Origin of the sequence: Faecalibacterium tardum, from assembly GCF_040096515.1 — a bacterium.
Taxonomy (GTDB): domain Bacteria; phylum Bacillota; class Clostridia; order Oscillospirales; family Ruminococcaceae; genus Faecalibacterium; species Faecalibacterium tardum.
In genome coordinates, this window is the sequence record NZ_JBBMEO010000010.1 from 1 (window position 1) to 25,406 (window position 25,406).

Annotated in this window: 24 protein-coding genes; 9 read left to right on the plus strand and 15 right to left on the minus strand. The window is 58.4% G+C overall.

Going from position 1 to position 25,406, the window contains the following annotated elements; all coding sequences use genetic code 11:
- Nucleotides 1-354 precede the first annotated feature (354 nt).
- The 10 genes from WMO44_RS07925 to WMO44_RS07970 form a co-directional block, all read right to left on the minus strand.
- Nucleotides 355-1,029 (minus strand): sigma-70 family RNA polymerase sigma factor, encoded by a 675-nt coding sequence (locus tag WMO44_RS07925; protein ID WP_349152258.1) that lies wholly within the window; start codon nucleotides 1,027-1,029, stop codon nucleotides 355-357.
- A gap of 21 nt (nucleotides 1,030-1,050) precedes the next feature.
- Entirely contained in the window at nucleotides 1,051-1,491 is a 441-nt protein-coding gene (gene spoIIAB / locus WMO44_RS07930; protein WP_349152259.1) for an anti-sigma F factor, read from the minus strand.
- Nucleotides 1,488-1,811, minus strand: a complete 324-nt coding sequence (locus WMO44_RS07935) for an anti-sigma factor antagonist (protein ID WP_349152260.1) — start codon at nucleotides 1,809-1,811, stop codon at nucleotides 1,488-1,490. Before WMO44_RS07935 ends, spoIIAB begins: the two co-directional genes overlap by 4 nt.
- 100 nt (nucleotides 1,812-1,911) lie before the next feature.
- Nucleotides 1,912-3,177 carry a folylpolyglutamate synthase/dihydrofolate synthase family protein gene (locus tag WMO44_RS07940; RefSeq protein ID WP_349152261.1) on the minus strand — a complete coding sequence of 422 codons (1,266 nt, stop codon included), beginning with the start codon at nucleotides 3,175-3,177 and terminating at the stop codon, nucleotides 1,912-1,914.
- Nucleotides 3,174-3,683: a VanZ family protein gene (locus WMO44_RS07945; protein WP_349152262.1), complete on the minus strand. Its 510-nt coding sequence runs from the start codon at nucleotides 3,681-3,683 to the stop codon at nucleotides 3,174-3,176. Before WMO44_RS07945 ends, WMO44_RS07940 begins: the two co-directional genes overlap by 4 nt.
- Nucleotides 3,684-3,688: 5 nt before the next feature.
- On the minus strand, nucleotides 3,689-6,394 hold the full coding sequence (locus tag WMO44_RS07950; RefSeq protein ID WP_349152263.1) for a valine--tRNA ligase: 2,706 nt from the start codon (nucleotides 6,392-6,394) through the stop codon (nucleotides 3,689-3,691).
- Between the two features lie 322 nt (nucleotides 6,395-6,716).
- The gene (locus WMO44_RS07955) at nucleotides 6,717-7,703 is read right to left on the minus strand and encodes a glycosyltransferase family 2 protein (RefSeq protein ID WP_349152264.1); all 987 of its coding nucleotides are present in this window, start codon (nucleotides 7,701-7,703) and stop codon (nucleotides 6,717-6,719) included.
- Nucleotides 7,700-9,229, minus strand: coding sequence for a lipopolysaccharide biosynthesis protein (locus WMO44_RS07960; RefSeq protein ID WP_349152265.1), 1,530 nt, complete (start codon nucleotides 9,227-9,229; stop codon nucleotides 7,700-7,702). Before WMO44_RS07960 ends, WMO44_RS07955 begins: the two co-directional genes overlap by 4 nt.
- Before the next feature lie 18 nt (nucleotides 9,230-9,247).
- Nucleotides 9,248-10,237 carry a glycosyltransferase family 2 protein gene (locus WMO44_RS07965; protein ID WP_349152266.1) on the minus strand — a complete coding sequence of 330 codons (990 nt, stop codon included), beginning with the start codon at nucleotides 10,235-10,237 and terminating at the stop codon, nucleotides 9,248-9,250.
- A complete protein-coding gene (locus WMO44_RS07970) occupies nucleotides 10,234-12,018 on the minus strand; it encodes a bifunctional homocysteine S-methyltransferase/methylenetetrahydrofolate reductase (protein ID WP_349152267.1) in 1,785 nt (594 codons plus the stop codon). The genes WMO44_RS07965 and WMO44_RS07970 overlap by 4 nt, the downstream gene beginning before the upstream one ends.
- A gap of 150 nt (nucleotides 12,019-12,168) precedes the next feature.
- On the opposite strand from WMO44_RS07970, the gene WMO44_RS07975 reads away from it, so the two are divergent.
- The 4 genes from WMO44_RS07975 (at nucleotide 12,169) to WMO44_RS07990 (ending at nucleotide 15,726) form a co-directional block, all read left to right on the plus strand.
- Nucleotides 12,169-12,777 carry a GNAT family N-acetyltransferase gene (locus WMO44_RS07975; RefSeq protein WP_349152268.1) on the plus strand — a complete coding sequence of 203 codons (609 nt, stop codon included), beginning with the start codon at nucleotides 12,169-12,171 and terminating at the stop codon, nucleotides 12,775-12,777.
- Nucleotides 12,774-14,039: a GTPase HflX gene (gene hflX / locus WMO44_RS07980; RefSeq protein WP_349152269.1), complete on the plus strand. Its 1,266-nt coding sequence runs from the start codon at nucleotides 12,774-12,776 to the stop codon at nucleotides 14,037-14,039. Before WMO44_RS07975 ends, hflX begins: the two co-directional genes overlap by 4 nt.
- 531 nt (nucleotides 14,040-14,570) lie before the next feature.
- Nucleotides 14,571-15,011 (plus strand): Lrp/AsnC family transcriptional regulator, encoded by a 441-nt coding sequence (locus WMO44_RS07985; RefSeq protein ID WP_015536797.1) that lies wholly within the window; start codon nucleotides 14,571-14,573, stop codon nucleotides 15,009-15,011.
- Between the two features lie 157 nt (nucleotides 15,012-15,168).
- Nucleotides 15,169-15,726 carry a DUF4358 domain-containing protein gene (locus WMO44_RS07990; protein ID WP_349152270.1) on the plus strand — a complete coding sequence of 186 codons (558 nt, stop codon included), beginning with the start codon at nucleotides 15,169-15,171 and terminating at the stop codon, nucleotides 15,724-15,726.
- A gap of 68 nt (nucleotides 15,727-15,794) precedes the next feature.
- On the opposite strand, the gene WMO44_RS07995 is transcribed toward WMO44_RS07990, so the two are convergent.
- The 3 genes from WMO44_RS07995 to WMO44_RS08005 are packed head-to-tail and all read right to left on the minus strand — an operon-like array spanning nucleotide 15,795 to nucleotide 17,675.
- The gene (locus WMO44_RS07995; RefSeq protein WP_349152271.1) at nucleotides 15,795-16,598 is read right to left on the minus strand and encodes a hypothetical protein; all 804 of its coding nucleotides are present in this window, start codon (nucleotides 16,596-16,598) and stop codon (nucleotides 15,795-15,797) included.
- A gap of 8 nt (nucleotides 16,599-16,606) precedes the next feature.
- Nucleotides 16,607-17,305, minus strand: coding sequence for an ABC transporter ATP-binding protein (locus WMO44_RS08000; RefSeq protein WP_055186056.1), 699 nt, complete (start codon nucleotides 17,303-17,305; stop codon nucleotides 16,607-16,609).
- Complete coding sequence (locus tag WMO44_RS08005; protein ID WP_112121824.1) at nucleotides 17,298-17,675, minus strand: GntR family transcriptional regulator; 378 nt, start codon at nucleotides 17,673-17,675, stop codon at nucleotides 17,298-17,300. The genes WMO44_RS08000 and WMO44_RS08005 overlap by 8 nt, the downstream gene beginning before the upstream one ends.
- Before the next feature lie 222 nt (nucleotides 17,676-17,897).
- Here WMO44_RS08005 and WMO44_RS08010 point away from each other — a divergent pair, with 222 nt between their 5' ends.
- Nucleotides 17,898-18,899: a glycosyltransferase family 2 protein gene (locus tag WMO44_RS08010; protein WP_270565475.1), complete on the plus strand. Its 1,002-nt coding sequence runs from the start codon at nucleotides 17,898-17,900 to the stop codon at nucleotides 18,897-18,899.
- A 61-nt stretch (nucleotides 18,900-18,960) separates the two neighbouring features.
- Here WMO44_RS08010 and WMO44_RS08015 read toward each other — a convergent pair whose 3' ends face one another.
- The gene (locus tag WMO44_RS08015; protein WP_349152272.1) at nucleotides 18,961-19,869 is read right to left on the minus strand and encodes an Ice-structuring protein; all 909 of its coding nucleotides are present in this window, start codon (nucleotides 19,867-19,869) and stop codon (nucleotides 18,961-18,963) included.
- A gap of 102 nt (nucleotides 19,870-19,971) precedes the next feature.
- Nucleotides 19,972-20,313, minus strand: a complete 342-nt coding sequence (locus tag WMO44_RS08020; protein ID WP_005925148.1) for an arsenate reductase family protein — start codon at nucleotides 20,311-20,313, stop codon at nucleotides 19,972-19,974.
- Nucleotides 20,314-20,425: 112 nt separating this feature from the next.
- Between WMO44_RS08020 and WMO44_RS08025 the strand changes: the two genes are divergently transcribed.
- The 4 genes from WMO44_RS08025 to WMO44_RS08040 all read left to right on the plus strand — a co-directional run bounded on the left by WMO44_RS08025 (nucleotide 20,426) and on the right by WMO44_RS08040 (nucleotide 25,225).
- On the plus strand, nucleotides 20,426-20,614 hold the full coding sequence (locus WMO44_RS08025; protein ID WP_005925145.1) for a ferredoxin: 189 nt from the start codon (nucleotides 20,426-20,428) through the stop codon (nucleotides 20,612-20,614).
- Between the two features lie 271 nt (nucleotides 20,615-20,885).
- Complete coding sequence (gene polA / locus WMO44_RS08030; protein ID WP_349152273.1) at nucleotides 20,886-23,459, plus strand: DNA polymerase I; 2,574 nt, start codon at nucleotides 20,886-20,888, stop codon at nucleotides 23,457-23,459.
- Between the two features lies 1 nt (nucleotide 23,460).
- Nucleotides 23,461-24,468, plus strand: coding sequence for a tRNA (adenosine(37)-N6)-threonylcarbamoyltransferase complex transferase subunit TsaD (gene tsaD / locus WMO44_RS08035; protein ID WP_349152274.1), 1,008 nt, complete (start codon nucleotides 23,461-23,463; stop codon nucleotides 24,466-24,468).
- 22 nt (nucleotides 24,469-24,490) lie between these two features.
- On the plus strand, nucleotides 24,491-25,225 hold the full coding sequence (locus WMO44_RS08040; protein WP_349152275.1) for a nitroreductase family protein: 735 nt from the start codon (nucleotides 24,491-24,493) through the stop codon (nucleotides 25,223-25,225).
- Nucleotides 25,226-25,406 lie beyond the last annotated feature (181 nt).

Genomic DNA, 25,406 nt, shown 5'->3' on the forward strand with positions numbered 1-25,406 from the left:
CGTGTTTTTCCAACACGAATATAGGTTCCGTTACAAGTTCTTTCGATATTGTTCAATTTTCAAGGTCCTGTGCGCCTCAGCCTTAGCGGCTGACAGCTTAGTTATTTTATCACTTTCGTGATAAGTTGTCAAGCACTTTTTTGAAAGATTTTTGAGATTCATTTTTGATTCTGTCGAATCTCTCCGTTTGACGTCGTTTTTGAAGTATTTCATTCTGTCGGACGTCCGCCTGACAGTAATGTATTTTAGCACAGCATCCCTCAAAAAGCAAGCGCTTTTTTACAATTTTTACGCCAAAATCATTCTTTTGACTTTTTGCCCAGTTTTTTACATTTTTTATAGACACTTCCTCCCTTATTCCTCCAAAAGCCGGGTGCGCAGCCGGATCAGGATCTTGCGTTCCCGCCGGGAGATCTGTACCTGTGTAGTGTGCAGTGCCTTTGCAGTCTCGCTCTGGGTGCGGTTGCCATAAAAGCGCAGGCGGATCAGCTGCTTGTCCTGCTCCGGCAGCGCTTCGATTACCTCTGCCAGACTGATTCGATCCGCCAGTTCCTCCTCCGGGGATTCCACTGGGATATCCAACTGCCGGTCTCCATCCTCGCCGCCCTCCGGGGTCAGGCTCATGGCGGGCTTAGCGGCCTGTATGGCAAGGGCCACATTCTCTATTGGTTCGTCCAGCTGCTCTGCCAGCTGCTGCAAGGTAGGCTCTGTGCCGCATAGTTTCATGGTATGTTCCCGTGCCGCCTGCACCCGCATTCCCAGTTCCTTCAGGGAGCGGCTCACCTTGACCGTGCCACCATCCCGGAACAGCTTTTTGATCTCGCCAAGGATCACCGGCACGGCATAGGTAGAAAAGCACACGCCTCGGCTCTCGTCAAAGTTATCGTAGGCTTTGATGAGTCCCACGCAGCCTGCGCTGTACAGATCGTCGTACTCCATGCCGCGCCCACGAAATCTGCCCGCACAGGCGTGCACCAACCCCAGATTCTGCGTGATGAATGCTTCCCGCCGGGTCTTATCCGTTACCATATACCGGACCGCCTTTCCTTTTTATGTAGACTCCCGCCGGGACAGACGCTTGACCAGCAGCACCTTTGTGCCCTTGCCGGGCTTTGAGGTAACCTTGACCCTGTCCATGAAGCTTTGCATTACCGCAAAGCCCAGACCGGAGCGTTCCTCGGGGTTACCGGTGGTAAACAATGGCTGCATGGCCTGCTCCACATTGGGGATGCCGATGCCCTTATCTGTAATGGTGATGTGCACTTCCCGGTCGGGGTAGACCGCTATGGTCATACACACCGGCCCGATACGCTCCGGGTAGGCGTGGACGATGCAGTTGGTCACCGCCTCGGACACTGCCGTTTTCAGGTCGGCAAGCTGGGGCACGGTGGGGTCGTACCGCGCCAGAAAGGCTGCCGTAACGCCGCGGGCGTATGCCTCGTTGCTGCTGAGGGAATCGAACTGGATACGGGTACTGTTCTCTGCTTTCATTGTGCATTCTCCTTTTCTATGTTCTCCATACAGGGGATGCCCGCCAGCCGCAGGACTTTTTGAAGCTGTGTGGGGGCGTGCTGCAACCGCAGGGTCGTGCCCAGTACACGGGCGCAGCGCTGCCGTCCAAGGATAAGCCCGACGCCGGAGGAATCCATGAATCCCACCCCGCCAAGGTCTATGATCAAGGTGCGAGGGCTGCGGCTGACCAGTGCATCGTCCAGCTGCATCCGCAGGCTCTGGGCGGCATCGTGGTCGATCTCCCCCGCCAGATAGGCGTACAGGGTCTCCCCTGCCGCGCTGAAGGTCACTGTTGCCATTGCTTGTCCATCTCCTTTTTGCAAAATAAAAAAGATCCCGTACACATAGCTTCAGTGTACAGGATCTTCGGGTTATTTTTTAGAAAAAGCTGTCGGCAGCTTACGCCTTTGCCAGCAGAGCCGCTGCTTCCAGTGCTGCCGCCTCGCTGCCGCAGACCAGTAGACCACGGCGGGTGTTGGCGTGCGCCAGCTGCACCGCCTCGTCCAGACTGGTGCAGAGCTGGGCGTCAAAGTGATATTTTGCCTTCTCGGTCAGACGCCGGGTCAGCTGCTCCTCCACACCGGCGGGCGTGACGAGATACACCTTATCAAAGGGGCTCTCGCTCATACCGGGCATGGTAGACTTATCCTTTTTCTGCTCCTCGGGGCTCAGGCCGGTCTCCAGCGCAGAGAAGAAGGCCTCGGCGCCCTCCTCCTCGGTCAGGCCGATGATGGCGCTCATGTGGCGCACTTTAGCCATGTTCAGCACGCGCAGCAGCGCAGCAGCCTGCTGCGGGGTGCGGCAGGCGTCCAGAATGACCAGCGGGCGCTGAGAAAGCACCCGGATGCTGCAACGGTTGTCCACGGCAGCGATGCCATCCAGAATCGCCTCATCGGAGATGTCCACCCCCTTGCGGCAGAGCGCCAGTGCCAGCTCCACCGCCATGGCGGCGTTGCCCGCGGCGTGACGCCCCAGAAAGGCCAGCGGCACTGTATAGCCGCCGTAGTCCACCCGGCTGGCAAACTGTTCTGCTTCCAGAAAGGTGATATCCTCCGGGTCGGGCACTACCAGCTCACAGCCGCACTTGCCCGCAGCCACAACCAGCTCACTGAGCACCGCCTTGGGCTGCTCCGGCGCGGTGACGCAGATACTTTCCTTGCGCATCACGCCGCCTGCCAACGCAGCCAGACGCTCCACCGAGCGGCTCACGCCGTCCGGTCCCACCGCTGTGACGGCGCACACCGGCATTTTGGGCAGCACCGCAGCCAGACCTGCGTCCGGCAGTTCTACTACCGCCAGCGTGCAGCCAGCCTCGCCAAAGCAGTACGCAGCGGCGACAAGCTCTGCCGCCTGCAAAGGCAGATCCTCATGGGCAGCAAGGGCATCGGCGGCGCGGCACAGCAGCGCCTCATTCACCGGCGCGCCTTCCACCCGGATGCGGGCAGCAAGGGGCTCGCACCCGGCATGGTAGACACCGGCACGGATCCCCTGCGCGTGCAGAATGGCTGCCAGCAGACGCGCCACCGCCGTTTTACCGGCAGTGCCTGCCACGCCCACGAACTGCACCCGCTGCACCGAGGCGGGCAGCAGTGCGCCCAGCTGCGCCGGGGCGGCAAAGCCGTCCGGCAGAGCCGCAAAATACTGATTTGCCTGTTGGATGGTCATTCGTGTCTCCTTTTTATGTGATAATACAGTCCCTCGCAGGCCAGCAGCAGCACGATGGCAACAAGGATGCCGGCCAGAACACCGGCAGAATCCAGCCACACATCGGTGACCTGACTGCTGCGCCCTTCTGAGAAGAGTTGAATAGTCTCATCGGTCAGCGCCGTCAGCACACCACCCAGCATGGGCACGGTGATATGCCGCAGCGGGTGACGGCTGTACACCCGCATACAGAGCATGAGCAGAAAGCCCTCCAGCGTATACTCGCAAAAGTGTGCCAGCTTGCGCACGATGTGCATGGTCAGGCGGTCGGCCAGCCCCGGGTGTCCCAGATGGCGCAGGATGATGCGCATCCACGCCAGCACCCGGCCGCTGGAACTAGAGGAGACCGTTGCCACCGCCATGGAGTTGGAAAAGATGAACGTGATACAGGCAATGAGTGCGATGGTAAAGACCACCCGCCCGGCTATGACCCACGGCGAGATGCGTTCTCTGTTATAATATTCCACTATTTTTAACCCAGAGCCTTGATGCTCTGCTCGATGTTAGCCAGCTTGTCTTGGCTCTTGGCGAACTTTGTGCGGATCTCCTCCACCAGAGCCGCCGGGGCACGCTCCACGAACTTGGGATTGTTCAGCTGATTGCCGAACATAGCCATTTCCTTTTCAGCCTTGGCCTTTTCCTTGTTCAGGCGTGCCAGCTCCTTCTCACGGTCGATGAGCTCCATCATGGGAATGAAGCCGCGGGCGGCGTGGGTGGACACCTGTACCATGCCGTCGGTGCTGCCCTCGTACTTTTCGGTAAAGGTCACATCGGTGGCAAAGGCAAACTTGGCCAGATAGACCTGTGCGTTCTGGAAAGGAGCGGCATCGGCAGTTTCGATGATCATGCTGGTCTTTTTAGCGGGGTGCACATTCATCTCGGTGCGCATGGTACGCACAGCCTTGATATAATCCATCACCTTTTCAAAGGCTTCCTCCTCGGCTGCCCAGTTGTGAGCGGCGTCAAAGGTCGGCCAAGCCTGGGTCATGATGGTTTCGGCAGAGCCGGGCAGAGCCTGATACAGCTCCTCGGTGATGAAAGGCATGAAGGGATGCAGCAGCTTGAGCGCCTTATCCAGCACATACACCAGCACGCGGCGGGCGGTGTCGGCCTGCTGTGCATCGCCGGAGTTCAGGCGGGGCTTTGCGATCTCGATGAACCAGTCGCAGTAGACGTCCCAGATAAAGCTGTTGATCTTGGCGGCAGCCAGACCCATCTCGTAGTGCTCCAGATTGTCGGTCATGGCACCAGCCACCTGATTCAGCTTGGTCAGCACCCACTTGTCGCTCATGTCCAGCAGCTCTTCACAGGGCAGACCCGGCTCAAAGTCCTCGGGCAGGTTCATCAGCACAAAGCGGGTGGCGTTCCACAGCTTATTGGCAAAGTTGCGGGCAGCCTCCACCTTCTTTTCGATATAGCGCATATCGTTGCCCGGGGTGGAGCCATCCACCAGCATAAAGCGCAGGGCGTCTGCACCGTACTGGGCAATGACTTCCAACGGGTCGATGCCGTTGCCAAGGCTCTTGGACATCTTGCGGCCCTGACTGTCACGCACGATACCGTGGATGCAGACCGTGTCAAAGGGAGCCTTGCCGGTGTAAGCCAGACCGGAGAAGATCATGCGGCTGACCCAGAAGCCGATGATGTCGTAGCCGGTGACCAGCGTATTGGTGGGGTAGAAATACTTGAGGTCGGCGCTTTCCTCGTTGGGCCAGCCCAGCGTGCTGAAGGGCCACAGGGCAGAGGAGAACCAGGTATCCAGCGTATCGGGATCCTGGGTCAGCTTTGTGCCGCCGCACTTGGGGCAGCTGCAGGGAGCGGACTTTGCCACCACGGTCTCGCCGCAGTCGTCGCAGTACCAAGCCGGGATCTGGTGGCCCCACCACAGCTGGCGGCTAATGCACCAGTCACGGGTGTTCTTCATCCAGTTCATATAGTTCTTGGTAAAGCGCTCAGGCACAAACTTGATCTCGCCCTTCTCCACGCTCTCGATGGCGGGCTTTGCCAGCGGCTCCATCTTGACGAACCACTGCTTGGAGATCATCGGTTCAATGGTGGAGTGGCAGCGGTAGCAGGTGCCCACCTCGTGCTTCAGGGGCTCGGTTTCCTTCAGGAAGCCGCCCTCCTTCAGGTCGGCCAGAATGGCCTTGCGTGCTTCCAGTGCGGTCATGCCGGCGTACTTGCCGCAGTCCAGCACATGGGGCTCGTTGACGGTGTTCTTGCCGGCAGCAAACAGGGCATCGGCGGCAGCCTTGTCGGCAGCGCCGGTCATGTGGCCGTCGTAGGTGAACACGCGCACGATGGGCAGGTCGTGACGCAGACCAACCTCAAAGTCGTTGGGGTCGTGGGCGGGGGTGATCTTCACGACACCGGTGCCCTTGGTCATATCGGCGTGCTCATCGCAGACGATAGGGATCTCCTTGTTCAGCAGGGGCAGCACCACATGGCAGCCGTGCAGATGGGCGTAGCGGGGATCCTCGCCGTTGATAGCCACGGCGGTATCGCCCAGCATGGTCTCGGGGCGGGTGGTAGCCAGCTCCAGCATCTCGCCGGTCTCCTTGACCGGGTACAGCAGATGCCAGAAGCTGCCGTCCTTCTCCTCGTACTCCACCTCGGCGTCGGAAATGGAGGTGTTGCAGTGGGGGCACCAGTTGACCATGCGGTTGCCGCGGTAGATCAGGCCCTTGTCGTACAGGCGTACGAACACTTCCTTGACAGCCTCAGAGCAGCCCTCGTCCATGGTAAAGCGCTCGCGCTCCCAGTCGCAGCTGCTGCCCAGCTTTTTCAGCTGGCTGACGATGCGGTTGCCGTACTTGGTTTTCCATGCCCATGCGCGCTCCAGAAAACCATCGCGGCCGACCATCTCCTTGGTCAGGCCCTCGGCGCGCATAGCTTCCACCACCTTAGCCTCGGTAGCAATGGAGGCGTGGTCGGTGCCGGGCACCCACAGGGCGGCATAGCCCTGCATCCGCTTGGTACGGATGAGGATATCCTGCATAGTGTTATCCACCGCATGCCCCATGTGCAGCTGACCGGTAACATTCGGCGGCGGCATCACGATGGTGTAGGGTTTCTTGTCCGGATCGGCCTTCGTGTGGAAGTAGCCGCCATCCAGCCAGAACTGGTAGATACGATCTTCCACCTGACTGGGATCGTACTGCTTTGCAAGCTCTTTCATAGTGTCCTCCCAAAAATTTGATGAAGTGGGACGCAAAAAGCCGCCCCACGGAGCGTTCCATGGGACGGCTGTAAATACATGACCGCGGTACCACCCAAATTGCGCGGAAAGCTCCACGCCCCTTGATGCCCCTGTAACGTAGGGCAGACCCGAAAGCGGCTTACCGGCTCAGCTCACCGCTTCTGCTCCAAAGTGACAGTGCCCCGCCGGTATCCCGCCGGGTTTTCAGCTGCCCCCGGCTCTCTGTGCGGTCCCAGACGATGCACACTCTTTTTCAACGCATTTATAAAAAGAATATAGCGTTTTTTGTGGGATTTGTCAATCAGTTTTTCAAACCTTTCACCCAACGCACCAGCTTCCATACCTTTGCGCCCAGATGCGGGCAGTAGCTCACCATCAGTGCCTGCAGCTTCTGGCTTTTGTGCTCTAACGGGATCTTCCACGCAGCGCGGCGGTGCGTCTTTGCCAGTTCCAGCAGTGTTTTTTCCTTTTCCGGATCCCGCTCCGGCTGGTTGACCAGCCGGAAATATACCTCGGCGCAGGACATGACGCAGCGCTGATCCGTAGTACTGCGGAAGGGGTCCGGCTGCTCCTTTGCCAGCTGCCAGACCCGTTCCCATGCCAGTGCCGCCGTATAAAAGCGCAGGCTCGGCTTCTGCCGCACGGCAGAATCTGGTCGTTCAAGATAGGCATACAGCGGGCAGTTCAAAAACGCCAGACTGCCAGCCTCGAGAAATTCCATCACAAAAAACAGGGTATCCTCCCCATAAAGCAATGCCGGATCAAAACGGATATCCCGCAGCAGCTCCCGGTGGGTCAGCATCCGCCAGCAGTGCCCGCCGCTCCATTCCCGCATCCACGAGTAGTTTTCCGCCGTGATCCTCTGCGGTGCCGGGCATTCCGTCACTGTCCACAGGGACTCGTTTTCCCGTATGCTGCGGTAGCGGCACATAGCCATGCGAGTGCCGCAACTGCACAAGGCATCGTACAGCCATTCCAGATACTGCGGCAGCACAAAGTCATCGGAATCCACAAAGCCGATATATTCGCCCCTTGCCACATCCAGCCCAAAATTGCGCGCCGAGGACACTCCACCGTTTTCTTTGTTGAAAATGCGCACCCGGGCATCCTGCGCCGCATAGCGCTGCATGATCTGCCAGCAGTCGTCCGGCGAACCATCGTTCACAACGATCAGCTCAAAATTCCGGTAGGTCTGCGCCAGCAGACTGTCCAGACACGCGGGCAGATACTTTTCCACCTTATAGACCGGTACGATCACCGAGATCAGGGGGCTTTTTTCTGTATTCATCCGGCTCTCCTTTTCAAGATCTCCTGTACACGCCGCTTCAGCTCCGCGTACTCCGCGCTGCGCCGGTAGAGCAATACGATCACTCCTGCAAACACCGCCGTATAAAGCAGCCCGTCCAAAACAAAAACGCCGAAATTGCCCACCGGAAAGCGCTTTACCCAGAGCATGGCTACCGCCGAGACCGCCGCCACGATCATTGCACGCTTCAGGTACTCTGCAAAATAAGCCCGAAGTTTCTTCTGCCATGCATCCTGAACGCCGTATTTCAAAAAGATATAAGGCTCTATCCAAGTACAGGTGCACAGCGTGCTGATGATAGTGCCCCCGATAATGCCGGTCACGCCGTAACGCTGCACCAGCACAAGGGAGACTACTAGATTGATGGCGGACTCTGCCACAGCCTTATAGCGGTCGTTCCAGAACAGTCCCATGACCTCCCGGAACAACAGGTTCGTCTGCCGCATCCGCGTGATGTAAAATTCCGCCACGATGATCGTCACGGTCGTCATCGGGAAACAGTATTCCCTGCCAAACAGCAGGGCGATCAAGGGGTTGAACAGCATCATCAGCCCGCCGGTCAGGTAGCCGGACAACACAAAAAAGAGAAAATCCATTTCTTTATACACCTGATACAGCCGGTCAGAGTTTTCCAGTGCCGCAAAGTTGCCCACGCTGCCGGAAAAGGCTGTGACGACCTTGGTCATCAGGTTGTTCAGCGCGTTGAGCACCAGCCGGTAATTGGAGTAAATTCCTACCGTTGCCAGCCCGATGAAGGAGGACATCAGCAGGCTGTCCGTGTTGCGCACAATGACGATCGCCAGCTTGTGCATACTCATGGCGCCGATGTTTTTCAGGATACCGTTCCGCTCCTCCCTGTCCGGCAGTTCACGGTATTTCTTTAAGTAGGGAAATTCCTTATCCACCATGCGGGAGATCATGATGTTGGGTATAAACTGTATCACCAGCTGGATGGCAAGGTACAGGATAAAGTTTCCCGTCAGCAGCAACGCCACGATCTGCACGACGGTGCGGATGCACTCGCACACCAGAGTCCATCCGGTACAGAGATAGCTCTTCTGATAGGCCTGATAGATAGAGCTTTTGTAGTTCAGCAGATAGGAGCTGGCCGAGGCTGCCACATACATCATGTAGATCAGTGTGATATGCTCAATGCCCTCGCCGCCCTTGATGAGGTGTGGCAGAAACGGCAGCAACACCAGCCCGAACAGCAACACCGTGGCCGCCACCGCCCGGTACATCCACTTGTACAGGTTCATCAGCTGCGCCAGCTTCCGCTCGTCATCCCGAGCGGCCGGCTCGTACATACTGAACACCATAGCCGTACCAATGCCCAGCTCCGCAAAATTAAGGATACTGAGCACATCGGTAAACAGGCCGTTGACGCCCAGATAAGCAGCCGAAAGGCAGTGGATAAACACCATCCGGTTGATAAAGGAGAGCAGCATCGTCAGAAACTGCCCGCCGATGTTGACCATCATGTTGATGATAGAATAGCGTATTCTCATGCGTTTTTCTCTTTCTCCTCAGCCCTTGAGCTCCCGCAGCCAACTGTATATCTGCGGAAAGTGCCACAGCAGCCAGCTTTGCAGCCAAAGCCCGCCCGGGACGGCGCAGTACCTCCGGGTGCGGCTGACCACCTTAAACTGCATCCGCAGCATTTCCCGGCTGCGGGGTGCTTTGCGCAGCGCCGGGGGCAGCTGCCGGTACACCCGGCTCACGCTGCCCATCGTAAATTTTGCCGCATTTGCCAGTGCATCGTATGCAGCGTTTTCCACAAGACAGTCCCAATACCGTTGTGCCGCCTCGGCAGCGTCGAAATGGCGCAGCGTTTTATTGCCGCTCATAATACTGCCGCCGCGCTGCACATAATAATACAGCGTCTTTGGCACCACCACGGCCTTTTGGATCTGCAAACAGACCTCTGGGATCAGGAACAGATCCTCGTTCAGCTTTCCCTCCGGGTAGCGCAGCTGCGCAAAGACGGCGCGGCGGTACAGCTTGTTCCACGCAGGCTGGATCATCGAATCCGTAGCATTTTTCAGTAAATCCTGCCCGGCAAAGACCTTTTTTTCAAGACGGACGTGCATCGACTGACATGGCACTCCCGCCTCGTCCACCTCGGCGTAATCGCACAGGGCAAGGTCCGCCCCGGTGCTTTGCACGGCTTGGTACAGCACTTCATACATTTCCGGTGCAATGTAGTCGTCTGAATCCACAAAGCCGATCCATGCGCCCCTTGCTGCGTCCAGCCCGGCGTTGCGGGCGGCAGATAATCCTCCGTTTTTCTGGTGGATCACCCGGACGCGGGCATCTTTTTCGGCGGTGGCATCGCACAGCGCAGGGCAATCGTCCGGTGAGCCGTCCTCCACAAGGATCAGCTCAAAGTCCGTAAAGGTCTGCGCCAGAATGGAATCAATACATTTGGGCAGATAGTTTTCCACCTTATACACCGGCACAATGATGCTGAGCAGCGGTGCTTTTTCCCCTTCCGGCGCTCGTTTTACGTTGTTCAATCCGTCACCTCCGTGCGCAGGCGGGCAATGAGCCGCTCCATCAGCGCTACCCGGTTGAAGGGGGTCATCAGGTAAAAGCCGTCCGCATAGGGCGCAGCCGCCTTAGCTGCCTGCACCGAGACTTCCAGTCCAAGCTCCTCACCTGCGGCGCGGTCCAGCCCCTCAAACTTCTGGATGATGACCTCGTCCACATGGATGCCGTTGACCTCGTTTTCCATAAAGATAGCATTGCGCTGGCTGACCACCGGCAGGATGCCGGCCAGAATTTTTGCCCGCTCACCCAGCGTCTCCCGGGCTTTTTTCAGATTTTCCACCGCCTGTGCCGACAGCACCGGCTGGGTGAGGAAACCGCTCATGCCGTTTTCCAGCTTTTCTGCGGCGCGGCGCAGCTCCACCTCAAAATTGCGGGCGTTCAGGTTCAGCGCACCGAACACCGTGATGGGGCCGGGCATCTCCCGCCCCTCCCCGGCCAGCGATACGATATACTGCGCCAGCTTGCGGGAGTTGAACTGGTACACATTTTTCACCTCGTCCCGCTCGGCGGTGGGGATGGGGTCGCCGGTAATGGCCAGCACCTCCCGCACACCCTCGGCGTACAGTCCCAGCAGCAGTGCCTTGGTGGCGTTCAGGTTGCGGTCCCGGCAGGTCATGTGGGGCAGCACGTTCATGCCCAGCTCCCGGTGCACCCGGCACGCTACCAGCGAGGAATCCATCCGCGCCCGGGCAATGGGGCAGTCTGCAATGGTCAGCAGGTCGGCACCGGCAGCCTGCAACCGGCGGGCACCCTCGAGATACGCCGTCAGGTCGGCGTCCTTGGGGGAATCCAGCTCCACCGCGATGACCCGCTGCCCGGCGCGCAGCTTGCGCAGAAAGGCGTCGTCCATTTCCACCACAGGCTTTGCCGCTTCGGCAGGCTTTGCCGCCGGGGCGGCGGGCAGCGTTTCCGGCAGAGCATCCAGTGCGGTGCGCAGGGCAGCAATATGCTGCGGTGTCGTGCCGCAGCAGCCGCCCAGAATGCGCACGCCTTCACTGGCAAGGCGGCTCAGTTCCCGGGCAAAATATTCCGGCTTGCCCTGATAACGCACCTGCGCCCGCGCCACCACCGGGTAGCCCGCATTGGGCATGACCGAAAGGGGCAGCCCCGCATCCCCCAGCTGCTGCACCAGCGCGCGCATCGCGCCCGGGGCAGACACGCAGTTCAAACCTACGGCATCCACCACGCCGCTCTGCGCCATGCGGCGCACAAGTTCTGCGCAGTAACGACCCTCGCGGGTGTAGCCGTCCGGCAGCACTGCAAAGGACACCAGCACAAAGGCCTCCGGCACGGTCTGCTTCAGCGCACGAATCGCTTCCAGCACGCCGTCCTCGGCGCTCAGGGTCTCGAATAGAAAATTCTGTGCGCCCAGCAGTGCAAAGCGCTTTGCCACGGCAAGATACACCTGCGCCGCCGGGTTGTTCTCGGTATCCGGTGCGGGGCCAAGGTCGGCAAACACTGCCGCGCCGGTCTCCCCTGCGGCCTTTGCTGCCAGCTGCCAGCCAGCATCTGCCAGCTGCTCCCAGCCGGGCTGCTGCGCAGCCGCCAGACGCGGCAGGCTGAAGGTGTTGGTCTTGATGGCGTCCGCTCCGGCAGCAAGATACGCCCGGTGCACCGCCAGAATGCCCTCGGGGTCGGTCAGGTTTGCCTGTTCGCACTCCTGCCCCGGTTTTGTTTTATAATAGGTACCCATGCCGCCATCGAACAGCAGCGGACGCCGGGTCAACAGTTTGCGCACATCCAACATCGATACTTTCCCTTCCCTATAAAAAGATTTCATCCTTCAGTTTATCGTAGTTCACCCATCCGGTCAAGCGGTTTTCTTGATTTCGCTTGCGGCGCGGCTGTTTTTGTGCTATTTTAGGAATAACTTTTGAGAAAAGGGAGAGGATGGATCATGCGCCATACCGGCACACTAGAACTGGAGACCGACCGGCTGCTGCTGCGCCGCCTGCTGCCGCAGGACGCCCCGCAGATGTACGCAAATTGGGCAAACGACCCGGCTGTGACCCGTTTTTTGCGCTGGGAGCCGCACAAAAGCCCTGCCGAGACCCGGGAACTGCTTTCGGCGTGGGCAGAGCTGTATCCGAACCCCGATTACTACCAGTGGGCCATGGTGGAAAAGACCACCGGACAGGTGTTCGGCTCCATCTCCGTATACAACGCCCTGCTGGGTGAGCCGCAGCAAAAGATCAGGTGGCCGGGGTTAGACCTCTCCGGCGGCATCTGGGAGCCGGGCTACTGCATCGGGCAGAAGTGGTGGGGCAAGGGCTTTACCACCGAAGCGCTGCAGACTGTGGTGGATTTCTGGTTCCATCAGGTGGGCGGCACCTTTCTCACCTGCTGCCATGCGGTGCACAACCCCGCCAGCGGCCGGGTGATGGAAAAGGCCGGCTTTGTGTACCACCACGACGATGTTTACCACAAATTCGACGGCACACCGGTGGAATGCCGGTGCTATCTGCTGACAAAAGAACGCTACGATAACAGAAAGGACTTACTTTGAGCGAACTTTATGATATTTTGACCGAGACCCCTCCCACAAGGGTGGTGCTGCTGGCACTGGATCAGGGACTTTGGGACTGCGAGCGCAGTCTGGCAGAGCTTTCTGCCCTGTGCGAGGCCAACCACATGGAGGCCGTGGCGCAGATCACCCAGAAGCGCCAGACCCCGGAGACCGGTATCGTGCTGGGCAGCGGCAAGCTGGAAGAAGCCTCCCTTGCCGCCCAGACGCTGGGCGCGGAATGCGCCGTGTTTGACGGCGAGCTGACCGGCAGCCAGATCCGCAACATCTCCAACGCACTGGGCGGGCTGGAGGTCATCGACCGCACCATGTTGATTTTGGAGATCTTCCGCAGCCGCGCCGTGACCAACGAGGGCAAATTGCAGACCGAACTGGCGCTGCTGCGCTACCGTCTGCCCCGCCTGCAGGGCATGGGCGAGGCGTTAAGCCGTCAGGGCGGCGGCGGTGGCGGTGGCGGCGGTGCCCGCCGCGGTGCCGGTGAGACCAAGCTGGAGTTGGACCGCCGCCATGTGCACGCCCGCATTGATGCGCTGGCCGAGAAGCTGGCCGAGATGGAAAAGCGCCGGGGCGAAAGCCGCAAGGCGCGCGCCAAGACCGGGATGCCTGTGGTAAGCCTTGTTGGCTACACCAACGTGGGCAAATCCAGCCTGATGAACGCCCTGTGCGGCCCCAGCGTAGCCGAAGCCGATATGCTGTTTGCCACACTGGACCCCACCAGCCGCAAGCTGGTGCTGCCCAGCGGTATGGCGGTGCTGCTGGTGGACACGGTCGGCTTTGTGTCCCGCCTGCCCCACAATCTGGTGGAGGCGTTCAAGTCCACCTTGGAAGAGGCCGCATGGTCGGATGTAATCATCCGGGTGGCAGATGCCGGGGACGAGCAGCGCGAGGAGCAGCTTGCCGTTACGGACGAGGTGCTGGACGGGCTGGACTGTGCCGACATCCCCCGCCTGACCGTGTACAACAAGTGCGACAAGCCCAACACCCTGAGCTTTGACCCCGATATCCTGCTGACCAGCGCCAAGACCGGCTACGGGCTGGACAAGCTGCTGCAAAAGCTGGACGAGGTGCTCAGCGACCGGGTGCACACCATCCGGGTGCTGCTGCCCTACGACAAGCTGGGGCTTGCCGCCCCCATGCGGGAGCGCGGCAGCGTGCAGGTGGAGGAATACCGAGAGGACGGGCTGTATCTGGAGGGCATCGTCAAGACCGAGGACCTGCACTGCTTTGAGGGCTATCTGGTCTAATAGGTGCATACGTTTTAAATAGCCTCCGCTGCGCTCTGGCTATCATCAGCGGAATAATATTTTGATATAGAGCAAACCCGGAAAGTCTGCAGACTTTCCGGGTTTGCATTTTCACGGATGGGGTCGTGACCGGAAACAGCTGCTCCACGGTTCAAGTCCGTGGTTTACCGCCACTCCCTTTTGTGAAAAAGAAAAAAGCCCCAACAAACACAAAAACCCGCCTGGCAGCGGGCTTTTGTGTATAGAGGGGTGGGAAAGTATATAAAGTGGTGAATCTCAATATCATTGGCAGACTTTTGTGCATTGCGCTGCCTTGCATGATGTATTATACCCGTTTTTCTTTTCTTGTCAAACAGGATTTTCGGATTTTACTTTAAAATAATACTTTACTTTTTCGCAAAAACTTTATATAATTAACATAGAATTTCAGAAACGAAATTTTATTCCATTTCCGTGGGTTTGCACAACATAAAAACTTTACTTTCAGAAAATTTTATACAATCCAACATATTTTTGAAGGAGGCTCCTCTTATGGACGATCTTGACCGCAAAATCCTCACCCTTCTGGCAAAAAACGCACGGATGCCCGTCAAAGAAATTGCGGAGCAGGTGTCGCTTACCAGCCCGGCAGTCTCCAGCCGTATCCATAAGCTGGAAACGGACGGCATCATCAGCGGCTATACCGTTACGCTGAACCGTCCGGCAGACCGGATGTATGTGGATGCGCTCATCAGCCTTTCGGTGGCCCCCTCCAAACAAGATGCCTTTCTGGAGTTGCTGCAAAACAGCCGCGAGGTGCTGCAATGCTACCACGTTACCGGTGCGTACACCTTTCTGGTCAAGGTCAGCTGCGGCAGCATGGCACAGCTGGAGCACCTGATCTTACAGTTCCAGAAGCTGGGCACCACCAGCACCCAGATCATCCTGTCCACCCCGGTGAACCACGGCGATCTGGACGCCTTGATGCTGTAAGTAGGCGCTGTTCATAAAACTGTTACTTTTTCCCTGCAATTTTGCGGTGCGGTGGTTCGTATCCAGAATAGCAGCCCAAAACCGGCACACACTACCTGTAACGTGCGCGCCCGGCTGCGCCTTCCACACACAGCACTATGAAAGGAAATGCAATACTATGAAAAAATTCATCGCCGCCCTGCTGGCAGGGCTGACCCTGTTTACTCTGGTTGGCTGCTCCGGCGGCAGCAAGGCCGACAGTTCCACCCCCAAGGATTACTCCCAGATCATCCACGACGCCCGCAGCGACGAGGACAACGAGTACGATATGATCTTTACCAAGGGCGAGGACGGCAAGTTTACCGCCATTGACGGTTACAGCGCCGAGTACGAGCCCGACCAGCTGAACGAAGAGATCCGGGACATCCTGATGCCCCTGCTGAATCTGGAGGACGGCCAGTACACCGCCTTTGCCGCCAGCATTTCCAGCATGATGGTGCGCAGCTACGCCGTTGCCATCGTGAAGCCTGCCGAGGGCAAGACCGATGAGGTAAAGGCAGCACTGGAGGCCTACGTTGCCAGCGAGCAGCAATCCATGGAGCACTATCTGGAGGATCAGTACCTCGTGGCCAAGGCCGCCACCGTCACCGTAGCCCCCACCGGCGAAGTCATCCTTGTCTGCTGTGAGGGCAGCGATACCGTCCTTGCCAACATCAAAGCCGCTCTCGCAAAATAATTTTCCCGCATAAACCCCGGCCTTTGCAGTATGTCTCATCTGCAAAGGCCGGGGTTTGGTTTTTATGCTTATTCCAGATCCAGCTTATTTTTCATCAGCCAGCTGGTAAGGACAAAATAGACTGCGCCGATCAGAATCGTTACAAGAAGGACGAGCCAGAGATTGCCGCTGGCGGAATAAGCCATCGGCATCGCTGCCACAGAGCCAACGATCACCCGGATCCCGCCGCCTACATCCAGTTTGCCCTGAATCAGCTGCAACAGGAAGAAGGCCAGAATGCTGGCAATCGTGGAATGGTTCCTGAACTGATGCCCGATCATGCAGGCGGCGTAGATACAGAGGATGAGGACTGCAACGCCCGCCAGACCAAGGACGATGATCCACGCCAGCTCGCTCCAGAATTCACCGCCGATGCTCTGGATCTCCTTCCAGCTGAATTTCAGGACATCGCCCCAGCCCGTCGTGATCGTCTCCCCATTGATGACCGTTTTGGAATCCTCGAAGGCGCACAGGCCGACCAGCATCAGAAGGACGGATAGGATCCCGACCACTCCGCTGCAGATCACCCAGACCATGCTGGAAATGAGTTTGGACGCAACCAGCTGCTCTGGATGGACCGGAAGGGTGTGCATGAGATAGCCCTCCCGCCCCAACAGATTTTTGGTGAACCGCTGGATGATCGTCACAATACAGACCACTCCGATGGCAACCCCGATGGCAAAGTAGGCAAACATCAAGTATGCCCAGATCTGGCTGCTGCCATTGTCCCAGACTTCGTCCCGCATCGAGATCCCCATTGCCAGCGCAACCAGCAGCCAGACCAGATACAGGCCGCCATAGGTCCGTCCGGTCGCCCGGAATTCATACTTCAACAGATTTTTCAGCATTTGAATACCTCCCGGAAATATGCGTCCACGCTCATTCCCTCATTCTCACGGATCTCATCCACACTGCGGTGAGCAAAGACCGTTCCCTCTTTCAGGAAGATGGCCTCATCCAGCACCGGCTCGATATCCTCGATCAGGTGGGTCGAGATGAGGACGGTCGCGTCCTTGCTGTAATTGGACAGGATGGTGTGCAGGATATAATCCCGTGCCGCCGGGTCCACGCCGCCGATGGGTTCATCCAGCAGATAGAGCCGGGCATTCCGGCTCATGGCAAGGATGAGCTGCACCTTTTCCCGGTTGCCCTTGGAAAGGGTCTTGAGGACGTCTTTGGGAGAAAGTTCCAGATTTGCCAGCATCTCATTCGCCCGGGCCGGATCGAAGTCCTTATAGAAGTCCCCAAACATCTTCACCAGCTGCTCTACCCGCATCCAGCCGGGAAGCCAGTCGGCATCGGGCAGGTAGGATACGATCGCCTTGCTCTCCACGCCGGGCTTCATCCCGGCGATCCGGATGCTGCCGCTGTCAGGCTGCAGCAGACCGTTTGCCAGTTTGATCAGGGTGGTCTTGCCGCTGCCGTTCGGCCCCAGCAGGCCAACGATCTTCCCAAAGCCGATGTGCAAATCCACACCGTCCAGCGCGGTTTTTGCGCCGTAGTGTTTTGTCAGCCCTTCACAGGTCAGAAGTTCACTCATGATTCGGTTCTCCTTTCGTCTGACGGGCCAGCAATTCGGCGACCTGCGCCGGGCTGTACCCGATGCCCCGCATCTTTTCCAGAAATTCTTCCGCGAACTTTTCCGCGGTCGCGGCACGCAATTGTTCGATCAACATGGTATCCTCCGTCACATAGCGGCCCGCCGTCCGTTCGGTCCGGACAAGCCCCTCCGTTTCCAGCTGTGCCAGTGCACGCTGCATGGTATTCGGGTTCACCCCTGCGGCTGCGGCCATATCCCGCACCGAGTCAAGATGTCCTCCGGGCGGGTATGTCCCCGCAAGGATCTTCGCCTTCAACCGCTCTACCAGCTGCGCATAGATCGGACGGCTGGAATCAAATTGTTCACTCATCGTAGCCCTCCCTGCATTTTGTGTTTCTGTGTTAAGTGCCTAATACAATAATACTCATTTTTCGGATTGTGTCAAGGGGTTCATACAATTTTTTTAGCCAATTCTGTCACAGCTCCCCGGGCATTGCCTTGCAAACGAGGGCAGGCGTTATCCGAGAGGTTTGCATTTTTGCGATAATATGATATACTCTCTCTGTAATTGACGAAAACAGGAGTAACTTTTATGATAAAAGCGACCATCATTATCCCAAACATCAACGGCAAGGGCTGGCTGAAGGACTCCATCGAGTCCATCTACGCCCAGACCGAGCAGGATTTTGACCTGATCGTGGTGGACAACGGTTCCACCGATGAAAGTCTGGAACAAGCCCGCAGCTACTGCACCCGCCCCAACTTTACCCTGATTGAAAACGGGCGCAACACCGGCTTTTCCTACGCCGTCAATCAGGGCATTGCCCGGGCGCAGAGCAAATATGTGGTGTTGTTCAACAACGACGCCTTTGCCGAGCCGCAGTGGCTGGCAGAACTTTTGCGCACCGCCGATGCCGACCCAAAAATTTTTGCGGTGCAAAGTTTGATGATCCGGCACTTTGAGCGGGAACTGGCCGATGATGCCGGGGACTATGTAACATGGATGGGCTTTGCCTGCAAGACCGGCGATGGCCGCCGCGCCAGCCGCTACACAAAGCAAAAGCGCATCTTCTCGGCCTGCGGCGGCGCAGCGCTGTACCGCAAAAGCATTCTGGACGAGATCGGCGGCTTTGACGAGCACTTTTTTGCCTACTTTGAGGACGTAGACCTGAGCTGGCGCGCCAACAATGCCGGCTACAAAAACGTACTCTGCCCCACTGCCAAGTGCTACCACATCTGCGGTGCCAGCACCGGCGCAGTGCGCTATAACGCCTTTAAAAGCCAGCAGAGCGGCCGCAACAGCATTTTGCTGCCGCTCAAAAACGAGCCGCTATTGATGCTGGTGCTCAACTTTATCCCGCTGGCGCTGGGCTATCTGCTCAAATGCTACAAGTTCCACAAGCAGGGCTTTGGCGAGGCTTGGGACAAAGGCATGCACGAAGCCTTTGCCCTGCTCAAAGCGGGCAAGTTGGGCAAGCGTCCCTTCCGCCTGAAAGACCTACCCAACTACATCCTGATGGAACTGTGGATGATCTGGAACATGGTGCCATACCTGTGGTATCGGCTGGTGGTGGTACGGTTTGATTTAAAATAAAACGTACAAAAAACACCCGACTGCGAAAGCAAACTCACAGTCGGGTGTTTTCATTTACATTTTACGCTGCGGTGCTGGCGGCATCCTCAGCGGCGGGGGCTTCTGCCACGGCGCTGTCTGCACCCGCTTCTGCCTGCGCTTCCGGCTGGACAGCCGAGGCAGCAGCCGAATCTGCCGCAGCGGAATCTCCGGCAGTGGCCAGAATGGCGTCCTGCACATCACTTTCTGCCATAGGCTCCGGCTGCGCGGCAGCGGAACTTGCGGCGCTTTCGGGCTTGGTCTCGCTCTCGGTCAGGCCGGTCAGGTACCAGCTGCCGCTCTGGCGCTCGAACAGGTAGTCCATATACTTGGTGGGGGTGTCCGAGGAGGGATTGATGATGCTGTCATCTGCGCTGGCAGTGGGGATATAACCCACGGTAACGTGCAGTTTTCCGCTGCGCTTGAACAGCTTGACCACAGTGGCGCGGTAGTAACCCACCGTGCCGGTGATGGGGATCTTGTAGCACTGGGTGGTCTCGTCAAACTCGACGGTCATATCCTCCATGTCAAAGCTGCGGTGGGTCAGCTTGAAGCCAGGGCCCAGCAGCTTTGCCAGATAGGCATCCACTTCCACCGAGGGCAGCAGAAGCTGCTCGGTCTCGGGGTCGGTATTGTAGTTATCAAAGCCGCCCTGCGTCTCCTGAATACTGTACACACAGCCCCAAACGGCTGCTTCCCGCAGGGTCAGGTCGTCGATGTTCTCAATGCCGTCAAAGGGCATGGGGTCAAACAATACCAGGCCTTCCAGCTTGTCCTCGTATTCCTGCTTTTGTGCGGTATCGTCAAACAGGTTTGCCACAAGGCCCACACCGGCCCGCAGCACCGTAATAAACCCGATGAGCACCAGCACCGTGATCAGCAGACCCAGGGTCTGCCGCCAGCGGCGGCGCTTGATCCGGGCGTGTTCTTCCGGGGTGATCGTATTTTTCATTGGTCTGAATCTCCCAAAGTTTTTTGTCTGCCTAACAGTATACCACATCCGACCGCAGAGTGCAAAACCTGTACCGGTGGTTTTTTTGTGAAAGCAGGCTTTTTATTCCCAGTCCTTCCATATCTCGGGCTGGTAGCCCACAGTGGCCTTGCGTCCGTTGCGCACGATGGGGGTCTTGAACAGCTGCTGGTTTTCAAACAGCTTATCCTCTTTCTGCCAGTCCACCAGTGCGTCCAGCAGTGCAAGGGTCTGCTTGTCCTTTGCTGCCGGATTTACCAGCGCTTCCCAGCCGCCCAAGGCGCGCGCCACGTTATCAAATTCGCCCCGGCTCATGCCCTTTTCCTTCAGGTCGATCATCTGGAATTTAATGCCGCGCTCCTTGAAATAGCGCTGCGCCTTTTTGGTATCAAAGCACTTGCTCGTGCCAAAGATCTGGATATTCATCTTATCTCCTCCTGCCGGTTCCCGGCGGTCTTATTGTACCACACCGTAAACCGCTTGCATAGGCATAATTTGCGGCAAAACGGGCAATGCTTTCCGCAAAGGAGGTGTTTGCATGAACGCATTCGTAGACCCTGAACTGTGCATCGGCTGTACCCAGTGCGCCGGGCTGTGCCCCGCAGTGTTCCGCATGGAGGGAGTTCTGGCTGTGGCAGAGCCCGGCCCCATCCCGCCGGAGGAGGTGCCGCAGGCCGTCACCGCAGCCCAGAGCTGCCCGGTAAGCGCCATCCGCATCGAGGAATAAACCCGGCACCGATAAGGCTGCTGCACAGCTTGTGTGGCAGCCTTTTTTCGATGGAACGATTTGAAATGCCCTCCGCGCTGCTCCGGGCACAAACAGCGGAATTTATGATTTCGGTCTGGTGGAACGCCTGTCGACGTTCCACCAGACCATTTTCACGCGTGAATGCACAATAAAATGCGAAGCATTCCCTTTTTTGCGCAAAAAGTTCCCGCGCGGTACGGTTTTGTGCTATACTATAAGATGTAAGATTACGCAACGGAGGAACTGCATTATGCGTTTACTGGTCATTGACGGCAACAGCATTGCCAACCGCGCTTTTTATGGCATCAAGCTGCTGACCACCAAGGACGGACGTTATACCAACGCCATCTATGGTTTTTTAAACATTCTGCTCTCCCTGCTCAAGGAGTGCCAGCCGGACGAGGTGGCCGTGGCTTTTGACCTGAAAGCCCCCACCTTCCGGCATAAAATGTACGATGGCTACAAGGCCACCCGCCACGCCATGCCCGAGGAGCTGGCGCAGCAGATGCCGGTGCTCAAGCAGCTGCTGGCAGACCTTGGCTACCGAACCGTTACCGCCGAAGGCTGGGAAGCAGACGATATTCTGGGTACACTGGCTGCTGCCTGCGCCGCCCGCAAGGACGACTGCTTCCTTGCCACCGGAGACCGGGACAGCCTGCAGCTGGTGAGCGAGAGCACCACCGTGCTGCTTGCTGCCACCGTGATGGGGCGCAGCAAGACCGTGGTGATGGACGAGGACGCCATTCAGGAAAAATACGGCCTTGCGCCCAAGCAGCTTATCGAGGTGAAGAGCCTGATGGGCGATACCTCGGATAACATCCCCGGCGTGAAGGGCATCGGCGAAAAGACCGCCCTCTCGCTGGTGCAGACTTTCGGCTCGCTGGAGGGCGTGTACGAAAACATTGACGACAAGCGCATCAAGCCCAAGCAGCGGGAGCACTTGTTAGAAGATAAGCCCATGGCCGAGCTGAGCCACACGCTGGGCACTATCCGCACCGATGCCCCCATCGACACCGCCGAGGGTTCCTACACCGTGGGCGAGGGCAATAAGCCTGCCGCCGTGCGGCTTTTGCAGGAATTGGAGATCCACTCCCTGATTCCCCGGTTCGGGCTGGACGGCGTAGCACCGGAAGCCGCCGCCGAGGAGCAGGCCGTAGAGCTGCCGGAAGCTGACCTTGCTCCCCTGCCCCTGACCCCCGCCGGGCATTATCTGGTGGCTGCCCGCCCCGCCGTTACCGGCAAGCAGGGCACCCGTAACGTGGTATTGCAGCCGGAAAGCTGGTACGCTGTGCAGGATACTACCGTCTACCCGCTGGAGGACGCCGACCTAGTGCGACTGCTGGACAATGCGGATGTGACGCTGGATGTGTTCAACGCTGCGCCCCTGTACGCCAAGGCCATGGCTGCCGGCGGCTGGGGCAGCAGCATCGTCTGGGACGGCAAGCTGGCTGCCTATCTGCTGGACGCCTCTGCCTCCAAGTACCAGATCAGCGAGCTGATCCCCGCCTACAAGGCTGCTGCCGCCTTTACCTGCACCGATTACCCGGACGCCGGGCGGCTGGCCGATCTGTTTGCCCGGATGAAGGCCGAGATCACCGCCTGCGGAGAAGATGCACTGTACAACGAGATCGAGTTCCCGCTGGCACAGGTGCTGGCTGATATGACCCGCACCGGCGTGCTGGTGGACAAAGACGGCATCGAGCTGTTCGGTGTAAAGCTGCGGGAGGAGCTGGAACAGGTGCTGACCCGCATCCACATGGAGACCGGCAGCGCCACCTTCAACCCCAACAGCCCCAAACAGCTGGGTGAGATGCTGTTCGACACCATGGGTCTGCCCCACGGCAAAAAGACCCAGCGCGGCTGGTCTACCGATGCTGAAACGCTGGAAAGCCTGCGCGAGTACCCGCTGGTGGAGGACGTTTTGCAGTACCGCGCCTACCAGAAGCTGAACTCCACCTATGTGGAGGGTCTGCTCAAGGTCATCGGTGAGGATGGACGCATCCACTCCACCTTCAACCAGACCGAAGCCCGCACCGGACGGCTCTCCTCCGATAATCCCAACCTGCAGAATATCCCCATCCGCACCGAACTGGGCAGCCAGCTGCGCGCCTACTTTGTTGCAAAGCCGGGTTGTGTGCTGGTAGATGCGGATTACAGCCAGATCGAGCTGCGCATCTTGGCGCACATCACCGGGGACGAGCACATGCAGCAGGCCTTTTTGAACGGTGAGGACATCCACCGCAGCACCGCCGCCAAGATCTACGGCATTCCGCAGAGCGATGTGACGCCCCGGCTGCGCTCCTCTGCCAAGGCCATCAACTTTGGCATCATGTACGGCAAGGGCGCATACAGCCTTTCCAAGGATATCGGCGTGACCGTGAAGGAGGCAGACGCCTTCCTTAAAAACTATCTGGCGGCCTTCCCCAGCGTGAGCGGCTATATGGACAAGACCATCGCGGATGCCAAGGCAAACGGCTATGTGTCTACCCTGTTCGGCCGCCGCCGCACCCTGCCGGAGTTGGCCAGCACCAACTTCAATGTGCGCGCCAGCGGCGAGCGCATGGCCCGCAACACCCCCATTCAGGGCACCGCTGCGGATGTGATCAAGCTGGCCATGGTGCGGGTGTGGAAGCGCCTGCGGGACGAAAAAATGGCCAGCCGCCTGATTTTGACCGTCCACGATGAACTGATCGTGGAGGCCCCGGAGGCGGAGGCCGAGCAGGCCGCCCGCATCCTGCGGGAGGAAATGGAAGGCTGCGTGCAGTACGCGGTGCCCCTGAGCACCGATGTGCACGCAGGCAAAAACTGGCTGGAGGCACACTAAAATGATCATTCTCGGAATCGAGTCTACCTGTGACGAAACTGCCGCTGCACTGGTGGAGGACGGACGGCATCTGCTGAGCAACGTCATTTCCACCAGCGTCAAGGAGCAGGCACTGTACGGCGGCGTTGTACCGGAGATCGCCAGCCGCCGCCACTGCGAATTTATCAGTGCTACGGTCAAAAAGGCCCTGCTGGACGCCGGCAAAACCATAGACGATGTGGACGCCGTGGCTGTCACCTTTGCGCCGGGGCTCATCGGTGCGGTGCTGGTGGGCGTAAACTTTGCCAAGGGTCTGGCCTACTCGGCAGGCAAGCCGCTGGTGCCGGTGCACCATCTGCGGGGACACATCGCCGCGCTCTACCTGACCCACCCGGAGCTCAAGCCGCCGTTTTTGTGTCTGGTGGCTTCCGGCGGGCACAGCCATATCGTGGAAGTGCAGGACTACACCCACTACCACATTTTAGGTCACACCGTGGACGATGCTGCGGGCGAAGCCTTTGACAAGGTAGCCCGCACGCTGGGTCTGCCCTACCCCGGCGGTCCCAGCGTAGCCGCCGCCGCCAAGACCGGTGACCCCAAGGCCTACCGTCTGCCGGTGCCCCATGTGGAGGGCAAATACAACGTGAGCTTTTCCGGCTTAAAGACCGCCGTGCTCAACGAGGTGAACAAGGCGCAGATGAAGGGCGAGGAAGTGAACGTCCCCGACCTTGCCGCCAGCTTTCAGGAGCGCATTGCGGGCATTCTGGCCGAAAAGCTGCTGCTTGCCGCTGCCGATACCGGGGCAAAGCAGGTGTGCCTTGCCGGCGGCGTAGCCGCCAATGGCCGTCTGCGCCAGCTGGTGAACGACGGTGCCCAGAAGCTGGGCGCAAAGGTTTACCTGCCGGAGCTGAAGTTCTGCGGCGACAACGGCGCGATGATCGCCGCACAGGGCTACTACCAGTACATTGCCGGGCATACCGCCGGGCTGAAGCTGAACGGCCTGCCCACCCTGCCCATTGACTATGAATAAACACAACATCGGAGGTGTTCCCATGACTGAGCGTAATCCTATCCTGCAAAGCCTGTTCGACCGCAAGTCGGTGCGGGTGTATGAAGAAAAGCCCATCCCTGCCGAGATGAAGCAGGCCATTTTAGAAGCTGCCGCACAAGCGCCCTCCGCGGGCTGTCAGCAGCTGTATACCATTTTAGACATCACCGACCCGGCGCTGAAGGAAGCGCTGGCCGAAAGCTGTGACCACCAGCCTTTTATTGCTAAAGCACCGCTGGTACTGGTGTTCTGCGCCGACTGCAAAAAGTGGTATGACGCCTACTTAGAAGTTGGCTGCACACCCCGCACCCCGGGTGTGGGCGATTTGATGCTGGCAGTCACCGATGCCGCCATTGCCGCCCAGAACGCCGTGGTCGCCGCCGAAAGCTTTGGCATCGGCTCGTGCTACATCGGGGACATCATGGAAAACTGCGACACCCAGCGCAGTCTGCTGCACCTGCCGGACTATGTGTTCCCGGCGGTGATGCTGGTGTTCGGCTGGCCCACCCAGCAGCAGAAGGACCGCGTAAAGCCCCAGCGCTGCGCCATGGAGCATATCGTGCACGAAAACGGCTACCGCACCATGGACGGTGCAGAGCTGCGGGACACCTTTAGCTACAAGGCAGGCAACGCGCCCTTTGACCAGTGGTGCACCGCCTTCTGCAACCGCAAGTATAACTCCGATTTCTCCAAGGAGATGACCCGCTCGGTGGAGGAATATCTGAACCAGTTCCGCTAAATCCGGCGAGCATTCTGCATCCCATTTTCACCGGGTTGAATCCGCGCAGTTTTATTACAGCGCAACTGTTTCCGCAGGAAACAAGCGCTGTAAATGCCGTTTTCCTCCACGACCCTACCGTGAAAAAGTGGTTCAGAAACGTCCGCAGACGTTTCTGAACCACAAGTTGTAATAATTATTC

Coding starts and splice junctions, on each gene's coding strand:
- WMO44_RS08020 (WP_005925148.1), bottom strand. CDS start 20,313: ATGAATATCCAGATCTTTGGCACGAGCAAGTGCTTTGATACCAAAAAG.
- WMO44_RS07975 (WP_349152268.1), top strand. CDS start 12,169: ATGCGCCATACCGGCACACTAGAACTGGAGACCGACCGGCTGCTGCTG.
- WMO44_RS08015 (WP_349152272.1), bottom strand. CDS start 19,869: ATGAAAAATACGATCACCCCGGAAGAACACGCCCGGATCAAGCGCCGC.
- WMO44_RS07925 (WP_349152258.1), bottom strand. CDS start 1,029: ATGGTAACGGATAAGACCCGGCGGGAAGCATTCATCACGCAGAATCTG.
- WMO44_RS07940 (WP_349152261.1), bottom strand. CDS start 3,177: ATGACCATCCAACAGGCAAATCAGTATTTTGCGGCTCTGCCGGACGGC.
- WMO44_RS08040 (WP_349152275.1), top strand. CDS start 24,491: ATGACTGAGCGTAATCCTATCCTGCAAAGCCTGTTCGACCGCAAGTCG.
- WMO44_RS07970 (WP_349152267.1), bottom strand. CDS start 12,018: ATGTTGGATGTGCGCAAACTGTTGACCCGGCGTCCGCTGCTGTTCGAT.
- WMO44_RS07950 (WP_349152263.1), bottom strand. CDS start 6,394: ATGAAAGAGCTTGCAAAGCAGTACGATCCCAGTCAGGTGGAAGATCGT.
- WMO44_RS07960 (WP_349152265.1), bottom strand. CDS start 9,229: ATGAGAATACGCTATTCTATCATCAACATGATGGTCAACATCGGCGGG.
- spoIIAB (WP_349152259.1), bottom strand. CDS start 1,491: ATGAAAGCAGAGAACAGTACCCGTATCCAGTTCGATTCCCTCAGCAGC.
- WMO44_RS07985 (WP_015536797.1), top strand. CDS start 14,571: ATGGACGATCTTGACCGCAAAATCCTCACCCTTCTGGCAAAAAACGCA.
- tsaD (WP_349152274.1), top strand. CDS start 23,461: ATGATCATTCTCGGAATCGAGTCTACCTGTGACGAAACTGCCGCTGCA.
- WMO44_RS07955 (WP_349152264.1), bottom strand. CDS start 7,703: ATGAATACAGAAAAAAGCCCCCTGATCTCGGTGATCGTACCGGTCTAT.
- WMO44_RS08005 (WP_112121824.1), bottom strand. CDS start 17,675: ATGAGTGAACAATTTGATTCCAGCCGTCCGATCTATGCGCAGCTGGTA.
- WMO44_RS08010 (WP_270565475.1), top strand. CDS start 17,898: ATGATAAAAGCGACCATCATTATCCCAAACATCAACGGCAAGGGCTGG.
- WMO44_RS08025 (WP_005925145.1), top strand. CDS start 20,426: ATGAACGCATTCGTAGACCCTGAACTGTGCATCGGCTGTACCCAGTGC.
- WMO44_RS08000 (WP_055186056.1), bottom strand. CDS start 17,305: ATGAGTGAACTTCTGACCTGTGAAGGGCTGACAAAACACTACGGCGCA.
- WMO44_RS07935 (WP_349152260.1), bottom strand. CDS start 1,811: ATGGCAACAGTGACCTTCAGCGCGGCAGGGGAGACCCTGTACGCCTAT.
- WMO44_RS07990 (WP_349152270.1), top strand. CDS start 15,169: ATGAAAAAATTCATCGCCGCCCTGCTGGCAGGGCTGACCCTGTTTACT.
- polA (WP_349152273.1), top strand. CDS start 20,886: ATGCGTTTACTGGTCATTGACGGCAACAGCATTGCCAACCGCGCTTTT.